A 13,659-nucleotide genomic window follows, 5' to 3' on the forward strand; every position below is an offset into this window, starting at 1 on the left:
CGAGTGGTGGATCTGCAGCGAATCGTGGACGACCTCGCGCTTCGCCTCGAAAGACCCCTGCTGCTCGAGGACGGCCGCCAGCGCGTCGTCGCGTACAGCGAGCAGGACGGGCCGATGGACGACGTCCGCCGCCATTCGATCCTCCGCCGCCACACCACCCCCGACGTGCGCGCCTTCCTCCGCGCCGCGGGCATCCACGAGGCGACCAGGCCGCTGCGCACGCCCGGCGCCCCGGAGCTGGGGCTGCTGCCCCGGGTCTGCGTCCCCGTACGGCACGACGGCCTGCCGCTCGGCTTCCTCTGGTTCATCGACGCGGCCCCGGCCATGACCGAGGAGGAGATCGCGATCGCGGCGGAGGCCGCGCCCGCCCTCGCCCTCACCCTGTTCCACGAGAGCCTGGTCACCGAGCTCGCCTCGCGTCGCGAACTAGAGGCCGTCACCGGCCTGCTGCTCCGCGAGCCCGACGCCGACAGGCCTCTGATCGAGGCGGGCGCGTTCCCACACAACGCGCCCGTGACCGTGGCGGTCGCCCGGCCCGCATGCGGCGGGACCGACGAGACCCTGCGGCTGACTCTGGAGCGCGGGCTGCTGGTCCTGCGGCGGCGCCTGGCCAGGCACCATCCCCTGCATCTGGTGCGCTTCGACCACGCCGTGCTGCTCACCGCGGGCACCACCGCCTTTCCCGAGGAGATGCACGCGGCCCTCGGCACGCCGGTCCTGGTCGGGGTCGGCTCGCCGCGGCCCTCGCTCTCCCTCGCGGCCGGCTCGTACGAGGAGGCGCTGCACGCCGTCGAGGTCGTCGCGAACGTGCCGGAGTTCGGCCGCTCCGCGGAGTGGGACCGCCTCGGCGTCTATCGCATGCTGTCCGGAGTGCCGCACGGCAACCTCCATCCGGGGGTGGCCAAGATGCTGGGCGAGGCCCAGCACCGGCCGCTGCTGGAGACCCTGGAGATCTACCTCGACCTCGCCGGCAACGCCCAGGCCGTCTCCCGCCGGCTCCGCCTGCACCGTACGTCGCTCTACTACCGCCTCCGCCGCGTCGAGGAGCTCGCGGAGACCGACCTCCGGGACGGCGAGGAGCGGCTGAGCCTGCATCTCAGCCTCAAGCTCGCCCGCCTCTCCGGCCGCTACCGCCCGTCCCCCCTCCCCCTGGAAACCGAAATCACCAGCCAGTGATATAAGGATGTCTTATATTGCCTGCATGACCTGGGAGATTACCCTGCACGCCGAGGTGCATGCTTGGTTTCTCGATCTATGCAATGGCGGAACGGATGGGCGTGAGCCAGGCACGAGTCTCCCAGATCGAGCATGGTCAGATTGGGGGGCTTGACACGCTTCGTTCCTATGTAGTGGCTCTGGGCGGAAGGCTCGACGTGGTGGCCGACTTCGGAGATCACTCGGTGAAGGTCGCCTGAGACTTCCCGGCCTCGGTTGGCGGGCTCTTTGGTCTCGTCACCGGGGCGGTTTGCGGGCGATGAGGTATGCCTGGGGGGTTCGCTCGAACTCGCGGCGTGCGCTCTCCAACTGTGCGACCACCGGCAGCCCCGCCTCGGCCAGCATGGTCGCCGCGCGGTCCGGCGACAGGCGGTGGAAGTCGAGCGCGACCTGGTGACCGTAGACCTCCGTCGCGTGGAAGGGCTCGTCGCCGGCCTGGAAGGCGAGCAGCAGATGCCCGCCCGGGGCCAGCACCCGGTGAAACTCGGCCAGCGCCGCGGGCTGTCCCTCCGGCGGGGTGTGGATGATCGAATACCACGCGACGACGCCGCCGAGAGTCTCGTCGGCGATGTCGAGGGCCGCCAGTGTCCCCTCCTGGAACCGCAAGCCCGGATGGTCGCGCCGGGCCACCTCGATCATGCCCGGCGACAGGTCGACACCGAAGACGTCCTCCAGGCCGAGCGCGTGCAGGTGCGCCGTGATCCGGCCCGGCCCGCAGCCGACGTCGGCCACCGGCCCCGGAACGCCCGACGCCCGCACGATCTCGGCGTACGCGGCGAGCATCGCGCGCTCGAACGGTTCGTCGTCCAGCCGGTGGCGAAGGCGATCGGCGTAGTCGGCGGCGACGGTGTCGTAGGCCGCCCGGGCGACCCGCAGATAGGAGGGCTCGGTCATGACCGAGCACCCTAGTGCCCAAAACCGACGAAGGCCCTTCCGGTAACCCCTCCGGAAGGGCCTTCGCAGTGCCGTACGCCAACGCCTCGTCGCGTACGGCAAGCAGGTGCGGCGCGTCCGGCGAAGCCCCCACGGACTCCACCGGCGCGCTTCGGCGCACTTACGAGATCTTCGCGCAGACGGCGTAGACGATGCCGTTGCTGCCGCTCCCACCGCCGTTGCCGGTCAGCTCGACGGTCCAGCCGTTGCCGCTCATGTAGCTGCCCGTGACGGTCCTGCTGGAGCTGACCTTGAAGCCGCCTCCGGTGACCCTCTCGTCGTTCGCGCAGGAGGCGGTGCCGCTGTTTCCGGAGATGTTCTGGCTCGACGTCCGGGTGCTCAGGGTGGGCGCGCCGCCGCTGCCACCCTGGCTCTTGAGCCACTTGAGGAAGTCGGCCTCGTCCTTGGAGGTGCAGGCGTGGCCCTTCCAGATGTCGCAGGCGCTCTTGCCGTCCTCGCCGGCGTCGCCCTTGAGGCCCTTCTCGCCCTTCGGCCCCTGCGGACCGGTGTCACCCTTGGGACCCGCCGGGCCCGCGGGACCGCGCTCCCCCTGGAGACCGCGGTCGCCCTTGTCACCCTTGGGCCCCTGCGGACCGGCGGGACCGGCGGGACCGGCGGGACCGCGGTCGCCCTTCTCGCCCTTGGGGCCCTGCGGACCGGCCGGACCACGCTCGCCCTGCGGACCGACGGGACCGCGCTCGCCGTCCTTGCCGTCCTTGCCGTCCTTGCCGGGGGCGCCGTCCTTGCCCGGGGCGCCGGTGTCGCCCTTGGGACCCTGCGGACCGGCCGGGCCGCGCAGACCCTGGGGACCGCGGAAGCCGCGGGGGCCCTGAGCACCGGTGTCGCCCTTGGGGCCCTGCGGACCGGTGCCGCCGATCCCCACCGGACCCTGTGGACCGGTCCTGTTCCACGACACCTTCGTCTCGGTCGGCTTACATTTCGTCGTGGCGTTCACCAGCCGCATATACCGCGTGCTCTTGTTCACACACGCGTACAGCGGCGCGTCGCTCGCCGACGAAGCGGTGGCAGCGCCACCCAGAACCAGGACCGATCCAGCCAGAGCACCAGCCGTCATCAGGCCGATGGTGCGTCCGCCCGGCAACTTGATAGCCACGGGACTTCCCTTTCTGAGGCGCACGAAGGTGCGCGGAATACAGAAGTTGCGTACGTTAATCACGCGCCGAGGGATATGGAGGTTGTCCTGCGAAACATCACGTATGCGCATCTCCGCTATCCGTAAGCCCGGGCGGTCAAGAACGTTCCAAACCGCCTCGGGGCCGCGGTGATCACCCCAGGAAGATCCAGACGTACGGCGCACGCCACAATCGACGGCATGGCCGACACCCCCCTGGAACCCGGCTCCCCCGAGCATGCGAAGGCCCTCCGGTACGCCTGGAGGGTCTGCTCCGTCACCGGCCTCGGCCTCGTCCTCATCGGGCTCAGCTCCAGCACGCTGAACGTCGCGCTCCCCTCGGTCGTACGGCACTTCGACGCCGGGCCGCTGGCGTCGAGCTGGATCCTGCTCGCGCACCTGCTGATCAGCACCGCGACGCTGGTGTTCTTCGGCCGCGTCGCCGACCTGCTCGGCAGGCGAGAGGTCTACCTCGTCGGGTTCGCCCTGTTCACGGGGGCGTCGCTGCTGGCCGGGATCGCGCCGGACGTCGGTGTGCTCATCGCCCTGCGGGCGCTTCAGGGGCTCGGCGCGGCCATGATCCTCGCCAACGGCACGGTGATCGTCACCGCCGCCTTCCCGCCCGATCGGCTCAGCCAGGGGATGGGCGTCTACATGGCCACGCTCTCGGTGGCCCAGCTCGCCGGGCCGACCCTCGGCGGCCTGATCGCCGACACGCTCGGCTGGCGATGGATCTTCTGGATCAACGTCCCGGCGGGCGTGGTCGCGCTCGTGTGGGGCGCGACGGTGCTGCGGAAGGTCCCGGCCGGCCCCCGGCAGTCCGTGGACGCGCTGGGGAACCTGGTCGTGTTCGCCGCGTTGTCGGCCGTGCTGATCGCCATCAGCCAGGGCGAGCCGCTGCCCGGCGTGGCCGCCGCCGCGCTCGTCCCCGCGCTGTTCGCCGTGGAGCGCAGGGCGCGCAACCCGGTGCTGAACCTCACGCTCTTCGGCGGGCGCATGCTGCTGTTCGCCAATCTGGCGTCGTTCGCCAACGCGCTCGCGCGCTCGTCGCTGATCCTGCTCGCGGGCCTCTACTTCCAGGCCGCGCGCGGCTCCGACGCACTGGCCGCCGGATTGGGCGTGCTGCCGGTGCCCGTCGGCATGACCCTCGCCTCTCCCCTCGCGGGCGCGCTGGGCCGCCGGGTGAGCCCGTATGCGCTGTCGGTGGGCGGGTGCGTGCTCACGGCCTCGGGGCTGCTCGTGCTCACGGTCTCGGCCGGCCCGGCCACGCCCTACTGGGTGATCGGGATCGGGCTCTTCGTGTGCGGATGCGGCAGCGGCGCCTTCCTGACCGGCAACACGACGCAGGTCATGAGCGCACTGCCGGAGGAGAGCCGCGGGGTGGTGAACGGCTTCCGCATGATGGTCATGAACGTCGGCGTCGTGCTCAGCGTGGCGACGACGCTGAGCGTGCTGACCGCGTCCGTCGCGCCGGCGCTGCGCGACCAGGTCTACGCGGGGACCCTGTCGCAGGTGTCCCCGGTCGCGCTGCGGCAGCTCATGACGGGGTTCCGCACGACCTATCTCGTGTTGTTCTGCGTCGCGCTGCTGGGCGTCCTCTTCGCGGCCATCGCCTCGACTCCGGACATCAGGAGGTCGAGGCCGAAGGCGTAGTAGGCGTCGAGGTCGGGCTCGGCCTCCATCTCCCTGGCGTATTCGACGATCCGGGGGAACTCGTCGGCGGGGAGCCGTTCCAGGGTCAGCCGCTTCTGCCTGCGCAGCTCGGCCGCCTCCATCGCGCTGGCCGCTCCGGGGCAGCCGGGCTCGTTGTCGACCAGAGCCATGGCGCCGTGCAGCAGGTAGGTGGAGATGGCGTAGCCCTCGCTCAGCGTGAAGCCCGCCTGGGAGAGCAGGTCGAGCGCGGTGTCGGTCGCGCGGTTGAAGTTCGACACATCCTGCTTCTCGACCATCGCGAACAGCCCCGGCATGTAGCGGTGCTGCCGCATCACCCGGATCAGCGCCTCCACCATCACCCGCAGCCGTTCGTTCCACGGCGCGGCCGGGTCGAACTCGGGAGTGACCTGGGCGAGCAGATGGTCGGCGAGGCAGACGAACAACTGGTCCTTGTTCTTGACGTGCCAGTAGAGCGCCATCGGCGTCACCCCGAGCTCCTGGGCGAGCCGCCGCACCGTGACCGACTCCAGGCTCTCGGCGTCGGCCAGCTCAAGGGCCTTCTCGATCAGACTCAGGCGGCTCAGCCGCTCCGCGTGCGCCATGGCCCGCAGCCTCCCTACCTCATCGGCACTTGACAACTATACGCCGTACAAGGTCTCCTATGCACCGTACATGTACGCCGTACATGTACCTCGTACATGAGGAGGACGCATGTCCGGACGATGGTGGGCGCTGGTCGCGGTGTCGCTCGCGACGTTCATGACCTACCTGGACAACAACGTGGTCAACGTGGCTCTGCCGACGATCCAGCGCGACCTGGCGCTGACGATCTCCGGCCTTGAGTGGATCGTGAGCGCGTACATCCTGGTGTTCGCCGGCCTGCTGCTCGCCGGGGGACGTCTGGCGGATGTCTTCGGCCCCCGTACGGCGTTCTTCGGCGGCCTGGCGGTCTTCACGCTCGCGTCGGTGGCGGCGGGCCTCGCCGGGAGCCAGGAGACGCTGATCGCGGCGCGCGCGGTGCAGGGGCTCGGCGCGGCACTGCTGACCCCGTCGACGCTGGCCCTGCTGCCGCGGATCTTCCCCGACGCGCGCGAGCGGGCGACGGCCGTCGGCATCTGGAGCGCGGTCGGCGCCCTGGCCCTCGCGATCGGCCCGCTCACCGGCGGGTTCCTCAGCGAGAACGCCGACTGGGGCTGGATCTTCCTGATCAACCTGCCGATCGGCGTGATCGCGGCCGTGATCGGCCTGCGTTCGATCAGGGTCGAGCGGGCCGCGGCCGGGCGCTCCTCTCTCGACCTGCCGGGCCTGGCCACCTCCGCCGTGGCGCTGTTCGCCCTCACCTACGCGCTCATCGAGGGCGAGTCGCGTGGGTGGACCTCGGCGCCGATCCTCGGCGCGTTCGCGGCCTTCGCGGTGGCCGCCGTCGCGTTCCTGGTCGTCGAGTCCCGTACGGCGCAGCCGATGATCGACCTCACGTTGTTCCGTGAGCGGGTCTTCAGCGGCGGCCTGCTGTCGATGGGCCTGTGGTCGTTCGGCGTCTTCGGCATCTACTTCTTCACCGCGCTCTATCTCCAGAGCGCCCTCGGGTTCTCCCCGACGGAGGCGGGCGCGGGCTTCGTGCCCATGGCGCTGCTCATGGCGGTGATCGCGAGCGTCTCACCGCGGATCGCCGAGCGCTTCGGCAGCGCGGGCACGGTCGCCGCCGGCCTCGGCCTGATGGCGGTGGCCATCGGCGGGCTGTCGAGCGCGGGCGAGGGCTCCCACTACCTCGACCTGCTCCCCTGGTTCCTCCTGTACGGCGCGGGCGCCGGCCTGCTCGTCCCGCTGACCAACGTCGTGCTGAACGCGATGCCCCCCGCGCGGGCGGGCGTGGCCTCGGGCGTGCTCAACGTCTCCCGCGAGGTCTTCGGCCTGCTCGGCATCACGATCCTGGGCGCGATCCTGAGCGCCAGGCAGAGCGCGGTCGGCGGCGCTCCACTGCACGCCTTCCTTGAGGCCTACCGGTTCACGCTGGTGATCGCGGCCGCGATCGTGCTGGTCGGCGTCCCGGTCAGCGTCTACTCCCTGCGCCGCACCCGGGCCGCCTCCGCCTCCGCCGAGCCCAGCGAACCCGCCGTCGCCGAGCCCGTCGCATGAGTCCCCCCGTACGGCTCCGCGCCGAGCCGTACGGGGATGTCCTACTCCTTGATCACGTTATCGCGGGTTTCGCCGGGCACGAGCACGCACGGCGTCACCGGGTCGTTCATGAGGATCGTGCTGGTGCTGCTTCCCCCATCGGGCATTGCGGTGACGGTCCAGACGATCGTCTGGCCGGGCTCGAACAGCCGGGTGTCGATCCGCATCTGCCAGCCCTCCTTCTCCCCCGGGATGTTCATCGGCGTGGTGTAGAGGCCCCGGGGGATGTTCTCCACATTGCTGCCGCGCGGCCCCCGGCACCGCTTGCCCGCGGGCACGTAGTCGACGACGGCGGGGACCCCGAGGTCGCGTAGCTGCTTCCGCAGCCCCGCGACGTCACGGAAGTCGCGGATCGTGACCAGCACGACGCCGTGGGAGTCCTTGGTCACGGCGTAGGAAGGCGTGGTGAGGACCTTTCCGCCGATCAGGCTCGGGCCGGATCTGGTGCGTACACCCCTCTCATGTACGGAGACGGGCGACCATTTCGCGCGACATCGGGCGGGATCCGGGACAATGGGCCGGTGCCGGCACGCAGAATCGACCCAGGGAAGATCAGGGAAGCGCTCGACGCCCAGCTCGCCGATCTGGGCAGGCCGCCGTTCGACGGCCCCGAGAGCATGGCCGGCAACGCGTGCGTGCTGGCCGTGCTCGACGCCTACGAGGCCGGGCTCACGCCGCTGCGGGCCGCCGCCCGCGCCGCCGTACGGCACCTGCTCGAAGAGCTGGCCGCGCGGGCGCCGGGACGGTCGGTGGAGGTGCGGGTGCCCCCGCACGCGGCGGTGCAGTGCGTGGAGGGGCCCCGGCACACCCGGGGCACCCCGCCCAACGTCATCGAGACCGACCCCCGCACCTGGCTCGAACTGGCCACGGGCCGGCTGTCGTGGGCCGACGCCACCGCCGCGGGGAAGATCGCGGCCAGCGGCGCACGGGCCGACCTGTCCGCGCTGCTCCCGCTCTGGTGACCGGGCTCTCTGGTGACCGGGCTCTCTGGTGACCGGGCTCTCTGGGAACACGGGTCACTGGATCCCGGAGAGCCGGTCCTGCACGCAGCGCTGCGCGTCCTCCTGGGTGGGATAGAGCCGGCGGTCGAAGCACTCGCCGACGTGCTTGGTCGTGAACCAGTTGTAGAGCGCCACACTGATGATCAGGGCGAGCAGCAGGGTCAGCGTGCTCAGCACCAGCCCTCCGATCGCCCTGCCCCGGTTGGAGTCTTTGGCGATCGCCACGATGCCGATGACGATCCCGACGATCGCCACGAGCGTGCCGATCCCGCAGACCAGCAACAGGACGATCGAGCAGATCCCGAGCACCAGCGCGGCCGTCCCGAGCCCGCCGCCCGGTTGCGGCCCCCACGGGCCGCCGGGGCGTCCGCCGGGCCCCGGAGGCGGCGGCAGCGGCCCCCCGTACGGCGGCTGCCCATACGGAGGTTCACCATACGGAGGCTGACCGTACGGCGGCTGCCCGTAAGACGGCCCTTCGTAGGGAGGCCGGCCATAGGGCGGTCCCCCGTACGGCGGGCCGGCGGGCTCTTCCGGCATCCCGGCCGACGGCTCCCGCTCCTCCGGAGCCCCCGGGCCGTACGGCTCCCGCGGCCCCCCGGGGTCGTCGGGTGTCGCCACGATCATCCCTCCCCTGCCGGTTCCGGGCCCGAAATCCGATTCTCAGGGCCTGCCCGGAAGCCCAGGCTGCCCCGAAATCCGCGTGTGAGCAGGGGTGACACGGCAAAGGGCGGGTGATGCTTGCGGCGGCTGAAGGGCATGCCCGGGTTTGAGCAGCGCCAACGCCCAAATAGACTCAAGTACGTGTTGAAGGGCGACGGCCGGCTGGGCCATGACCTCGACCCCCAGGACCGCGCTCCGAAGGACGCCTGTGGCGTCTTCGGTGTATGGGCGCCCGGGGAGGACGTCTCCAAACTCACCTACTACGGGCTCTACGCCTTACAGCACCGCGGACAGGAGTCCGCGGGCATCGCGGTAAGCGAGGGCAACCGCATTCTCGTCTACAAGGACATGGGCCTGGTGGCCCAGGTCTTCGACGAGTCGATCCTCGGCACCCTGCGGGGGCATCTGGCGATCGGCCACTGCCGTTACTCCACCACCGGATCGAGTGTCTGGGAGAACGCGCAGCCGACGCTGAACTCCAGTGACGGCAAGGGGCTGGCGCTCGTCCACAACGGCAATCTGATCAACACCGCCCACCTCGCGGAAGGGCTCGCACCCGGCTCCATCCGGGCGACGACCGACACCGAGGTGCTCACCGCCCTCCTGGCGCAGGACTCCTCGCGCCCGGTCGAGGACGTGGCGGCCGAGCTGCTTCCGGAGGTCAAGGGCGCCTACTCGCTCGTCTGGATGAACGAGACGACGCTGTTCGCCGCCCGCGACCCGCAGGGCATCCGCCCGCTCGTGCTGGGCCGGCTGGAGCGCGGCTGGGTGGTCGCGTCCGAGACCGCCGCGCTCGACATCGTCGGCGCGTCGTTCATCCGCGAGATCGAGCCCGGCGAGCTGCTGACCATCGACGAGCGCGGGGTCCGCACGCAGCGCTTCGCGCCCGCCGAGCCCAAGGGCTGCCTGTTCGAGTACGTCTACCTCGCCCGCCCCGACACCACGATCGCCGGGCGCGGCGTGCAGTCCACCCGGGTCGAGGTCGGCCGTGTGCTGGCCCGCGAGCACCCGGTGGAAGCCGACCTCGTGATCCCGACGCCCGAGTCCGGCACGCCCGCCGCCATCGGCTACGCCGAGGAGAGCGGCATCCCGTACGGCCAGGGCCTGGTGAAGAACTCCTACGTCGGCCGGACGTTCATCCAGCCGTCGCAGACCATCCGCCAGCTCGGCATCCGCCTGAAGCTCAACCCGCTGCGCGAGGTCATCGAGGGCAAGCGCCTGGTGGTCGTGGACGACTCCATCGTCCGCGGCAACACCCAGCGGGCCATCGTGAAGATGCTGCGCGAGGCCGGGGCCACCGAGGTCCACGTGCGGATCTCCTCGCCCCCGGTCGCCTGGCCGTGCTTCTACGGCATCGACTTCGCCACCCGGGCGGAACTGATCGCCGGGTCGCTGTCGGTCGAGGAGATCCGGTCCTCGCTCGGCGCCGACTCCCTCGGGTACATCTCCCTGGAGGGGCTCACCCGGGCGACCACGCTGCCGGCCGAACGGCTCTGCCGCGCGTGTTTCACCGGCGAGTACCCCATTCCGATCGAGGACGACAGGGTGGGCAAGTTCGTGCTGGAGGCTCAGCGATGACCAGCTACGCCGACGCCGGCGTCGACATCGAGGCCGGTGACCGCGCGGTCGAGCTGATGAAGTCGCGGGTGGCGCGCTCCCGGCGCCCGGAGGTCGTCGACGACGCCAGCGGCTTCGCCGGGCTCTTCGACGCCTCGGCGTTCCTGCGCTACCGCAGGCCGCTGCTGGCCACGTCCACCGACGGTGTGGGCACCAAGGTCATGCTGGCCCAGCAGCTCGGCAAGCACGACACGATCGGCATCGACCTCGTCGGCATGGTCGTGGACGACCTCGTCGTCTGCGGGGCCGAGCCGCTGTTCATGACCGACTACATCGCGTGCGGCAAGGTCGTGCCCGAGCGGATCGCCGACATCGTCGGCGGCGTGGCCGAGGGGTGCCGGCTCGCGGGCTGCGCGCTGGTCGGCGGGGAGACCGCCGAGCACCCCGGCGCGATGGGCCCCGACGAGTACGACCTCGCGGGCGCGGGCACCGGGGTAGTCGAGGCCGACGAGATGCTCGGCCCCGACCGGGTCGTGCCGGGCGACGTGGTGCTCGGGCTGGCCTCCAGCGGGGTCCACTCCAACGGCTACTCGCTGGTCAGGCATGTGATCAAGACCGCCGGGCTGCGCCTGGAGCAGGAGCTGCCCGAGCTGGGCCGTACGCTCGGCGAGGAGCTGCTGGAGCCCACCCGCATCTATTCGCTCGACTGCCTGGCGCTCATCCGGGAGACCGAGGTGCACGCGCTGGCGCACATCACCGGCGGCGGGCTGGCCGCCAACCTGGCCAGGTCACTGCCCGGCACGGTGGACGCCCTGCTCGACCGGGGCTCCTGGACCCCGCCCGCGATCTTCGAGGTGCTGGGCGGACACGGCGGCGTGCCCCAGGAGGAGATGGACAAGACGTTCAACCTCGGCGTGGGCATGTGCGCGATCGTCCCGGCGGCGGAGGCCGACAAGGCGCTCGCGCTGCTCAACGGTCGCGGCCTGCCCGCCTGGGTGCTGGGCGAGGTCGTCGAGGGCGAGGGACGGGCCCGTTTCCGCCAGTAAGGCCGGGCCGGACGAACGCCGGCCGGTAGGGCGTTCTCGCCGGCGCGGTGACGGGACGGCCGCGGCCGGCCGAACGGGCACCGGAAGGTGTCGTAGTGTGACGGCTCGCCGGCGTGACAGCCGCGGCCGACCCCCTGGGAGCGCCGTTGGGAGCGCCGTCGAACGGGCGGCCCGCGTCGCGGCGGTCCGCCCGGCCCGCGCCTACGGCCGGCGGGCGTCCGTCATCGACGTGAGATCCGTCACTTCCGGGACGACGCCGCCACAGCCGCCGCAGCGGAGCCGATCGAACAGGGTCCGCCGCCGGGCGTGTCCGGGCAGCACGCGTGTCCGGGCAGCACGATGTGGCGGCGGCCACAACGGCCCGCCACCACGGGGACCAAGCGGTTTCCAGGAGACCGCAGCCCGCGATCCGGCCGAGCCGGCGATGAGGGAACACGCCCATGACACACCGACCGGCGGTGACCGGGTCCGGCCACTTATGCGGCCGTCCGCAACGGTCCCTGATTACGGCCATCCACAATGGTGCGGCCGACCGGCGCTCCCTCCGCGCCCGTCCCCGCACCCCCGAGGCGAGGGGCGGACGGGAGAGCGACTCGCGGACATTGAGAGAACCCGGCGGGAACGTCCCCCGCCGGGTCACTCACCTGGCGATCAGAACCGGGTCAACGCCGCCCACGGCGGTCGTCATCGCCGTCGTCGTCGTCGACGGCCGCGTAATCGGCGTAGCGATCAGCCAACTCGTCGTAAGGGTCATGCTCGTCACTGTGGCCGGAATCGTCGGCGTCCACGACTCCGAGCTCCGCGCGCAGGCGCTCAAGATCCGTCCCGCCGCTGTTGTACTTCAGCTGACGGGCGACCTTGACCTGCTTGGCCTTGGCTCGGCCGCGCCCCATTGGCTCGACCCCCTCATGCGGGGCCGTGCCCGACCCCTCGTCACTAACGCACCGCGCACCGACGCCACCTGACTTCAGGCGTCAGTCTCTCGTTCGCCTATTACCGTACCTGGTTTGTGCGCCGCTCGGTACGTCGTACGAGCGGCGGCGGTCAGCGCCGGAGCCAAATACCCCTTAGCCGACCGATTTCTGACATTCTCCGCTCTGCCAGCCTATCCGCTGCGACGGCGGGAGGGACGCCTTCTTCCTCGGCCGAGTGGAAGATCTTCAAGGTCGTGTCGAAGATCTTCGCCGCCCGGGCGCGGGCGCGGTCCATGTCGAAGCCCTCGATCTCGTCGGCCACCTGGATGACCCCGCCGGAGTTCACGACGTAGTCCGGGGCGTACAGGATGCCCCGCTCGGCGAGCTGCTTCTCGACGCCGGGGTGGGCGAGCTGGTTGTTGGCCCCGCCACAGACGATCTTCGCCTTGAGCCGGGGGACGGTCTCGTCGTCCAGCGCGCCGCCGAGGGCGCAGGGCGCGTACACGTCGATGTCGGACGCCACGAGGGTGGCGGCGTCGGGCACGACCTCGACCTCGGGGTGGCGCTGCCGCACCTGTTCGACGGCCCGCTCGTTCACGTCGCAGATCACGACCTCGGCGCCGTCCTGGAGCAGGTGCTCGACCAGGCGGTGGCCGACCTTGCCGACCCCCTCGATCCCGACCCGCCTGCCGCGCAGGGAGGAGGCGCCGTACACGTGGTCGGCGGCGGCCCGCATCCCCTGGAACACGCCGAAGGCGGTGAGGATGGAGGAGTCTCCGGCGCCGCCGTGCTCCTGCGTGCGGCCGGTGACGTAGGAGCACTCGCGCGCCACCACGTCCATGTCCTCGCTGTAGGTGCCCACGTCGCAGGCGGTGTAGTAGCGCCCGCCGAGCGACTGGACGAACCTGCCGTAGGCCCGCAGGAGAGCCTCGCTCTTGTCGGCCGAGGGGTCGCCGATGATGACGGCCTTGGCGCCGCCGAGGTCCAGACCGGCCAGCGCGTTCTTGTACGCCATGGCCCGGGAGAGGTTGAGCACGTCGGCGAGCGCGGCCTGCTCGCTCGGGTAGGGATAGAACCGGGTGCCGCCGAGCCCCGGTCCGAGGGCGGTGCTGTAGATCGCGATGATGGCGTACAGGCCGCTACGCTCGTCGGAGCAGAAGACGACCTGTTCGTGTCGCACCGGCTGGGCGGGGTTCGTGTCGCCGCCGGAGCTGGAATCCTTGTGGGACAGCCCGAAAACGTCGGTCACGGTGGTGACTCCTGATCGTGTACGCCGCCTCGTTGCGGCGATCGGCCTCCAGCTTATCGGACGACCCCATAAAACGATCATGAAAACCCGGGACGGTGCTGCACAGGTGTCCCGCGACGTGGCA

Annotated in this window: 14 protein-coding genes; 7 read left to right on the top strand and 7 right to left on the bottom strand. The window is 71.0% G+C overall.

Annotated elements, in window-relative coordinates; translation table 11 throughout:
- The first annotated feature begins 6 nt into the window (after positions 1-6).
- Entirely contained in the window at positions 7-1,176 is a 1,170-nt protein-coding gene (locus OHB01_RS06820) for a helix-turn-helix domain-containing protein (protein WP_328855097.1), read from the top strand.
- 59 nt (positions 1,177-1,235) lie between these two features.
- The gene (locus OHB01_RS06825; RefSeq protein ID WP_328709039.1) at positions 1,236-1,415 is read left to right on the top strand and encodes a helix-turn-helix domain-containing protein; all 180 of its coding nucleotides are present in this window, start codon (positions 1,236-1,238) and stop codon (positions 1,413-1,415) included.
- Between the two features lie 37 nt (positions 1,416-1,452).
- Here the strand turns inward: OHB01_RS06825 and OHB01_RS06830 are convergent, their stop codons facing one another.
- Entirely contained in the window at positions 1,453-2,109 is a 657-nt protein-coding gene (locus OHB01_RS06830) for a class I SAM-dependent methyltransferase (protein ID WP_142650630.1), read from the bottom strand.
- A 160-nt stretch (positions 2,110-2,269) separates the two neighbouring features.
- On the bottom strand, positions 2,270-3,103 hold the full coding sequence (locus OHB01_RS06835; protein ID WP_328855098.1) for a hypothetical protein: 834 nt from the start codon (positions 3,101-3,103) through the stop codon (positions 2,270-2,272).
- 378 nt (positions 3,104-3,481) lie between these two features.
- Between OHB01_RS06835 and OHB01_RS06840 the strand changes: the two genes are divergently transcribed.
- Positions 3,482-4,933 (top strand): MFS transporter, encoded by a 1,452-nt coding sequence (locus OHB01_RS06840; protein ID WP_328709037.1) that lies wholly within the window; start codon positions 3,482-3,484, stop codon positions 4,931-4,933.
- Here the strand turns inward: OHB01_RS06840 and OHB01_RS06845 are convergent.
- Positions 4,840-5,535: a TetR family transcriptional regulator gene (locus tag OHB01_RS06845; protein ID WP_142650628.1), complete on the bottom strand. Its 696-nt coding sequence runs from the start codon at positions 5,533-5,535 to the stop codon at positions 4,840-4,842. The genes OHB01_RS06840 and OHB01_RS06845 overlap by 94 nt on opposite strands.
- Positions 5,536-5,644: 109 nt before the next feature.
- Between OHB01_RS06845 and OHB01_RS06850 the strand changes: the two genes are divergently transcribed.
- The gene (locus OHB01_RS06850; protein ID WP_142650627.1) at positions 5,645-7,069 is read left to right on the top strand and encodes an MFS transporter; all 1,425 of its coding nucleotides are present in this window, start codon (positions 5,645-5,647) and stop codon (positions 7,067-7,069) included.
- A gap of 41 nt (positions 7,070-7,110) precedes the next feature.
- Here the strand turns inward: OHB01_RS06850 and OHB01_RS06855 are convergent, their stop codons facing one another.
- Positions 7,111-7,497, bottom strand: coding sequence for a hypothetical protein (locus OHB01_RS06855; protein WP_142650626.1), 387 nt, complete (start codon positions 7,495-7,497; stop codon positions 7,111-7,113).
- Positions 7,498-7,629: 132 nt separating this feature from the next.
- Here OHB01_RS06855 and OHB01_RS06860 point away from each other — a divergent pair, with 132 nt between their 5' ends.
- The gene (locus OHB01_RS06860; RefSeq protein WP_328855099.1) at positions 7,630-8,070 is read left to right on the top strand and encodes a sterol carrier family protein; all 441 of its coding nucleotides are present in this window, start codon (positions 7,630-7,632) and stop codon (positions 8,068-8,070) included.
- 54 nt (positions 8,071-8,124) lie between these two features.
- Here the strand turns inward: OHB01_RS06860 and OHB01_RS06865 are convergent, their stop codons facing one another.
- Positions 8,125-8,727: a DUF4190 domain-containing protein gene (locus OHB01_RS06865; RefSeq protein WP_142650624.1), complete on the bottom strand. Its 603-nt coding sequence runs from the start codon at positions 8,725-8,727 to the stop codon at positions 8,125-8,127.
- Positions 8,728-8,910: 183 nt separating this feature from the next.
- Between OHB01_RS06865 and purF the strand changes: the two genes are divergently transcribed.
- Both purF and purM read left to right on the top strand, forming a co-directional pair.
- The gene (purF, locus tag OHB01_RS06870; RefSeq protein ID WP_142650623.1) at positions 8,911-10,347 is read left to right on the top strand and encodes an amidophosphoribosyltransferase; all 1,437 of its coding nucleotides are present in this window, start codon (positions 8,911-8,913) and stop codon (positions 10,345-10,347) included.
- Complete coding sequence (gene purM, locus OHB01_RS06875; protein WP_142650622.1) at positions 10,344-11,372, top strand: phosphoribosylformylglycinamidine cyclo-ligase; 1,029 nt, start codon at positions 10,344-10,346, stop codon at positions 11,370-11,372. Before purF ends, purM begins: the two co-directional genes overlap by 4 nt.
- Positions 11,373-12,034: 662 nt before the next feature.
- On the opposite strand, the gene OHB01_RS06880 is transcribed toward purM, so the two are convergent.
- Positions 12,035-12,265, bottom strand: coding sequence for a DUF3073 domain-containing protein (locus OHB01_RS06880; RefSeq protein WP_079315184.1), 231 nt, complete (start codon positions 12,263-12,265; stop codon positions 12,035-12,037).
- Positions 12,266-12,416: 151 nt separating this feature from the next.
- Positions 12,417-13,535, bottom strand: a complete 1,119-nt coding sequence (locus OHB01_RS06885) for a Leu/Phe/Val dehydrogenase (RefSeq protein ID WP_260617447.1) — start codon at positions 13,533-13,535, stop codon at positions 12,417-12,419.
- Positions 13,536-13,659 lie beyond the last annotated feature (124 nt).

The organism is Microbispora hainanensis (assembly GCF_036186745.1).
Classification (GTDB): Bacteria; Actinomycetota; Actinomycetes; order Streptosporangiales; family Streptosporangiaceae; genus Microbispora.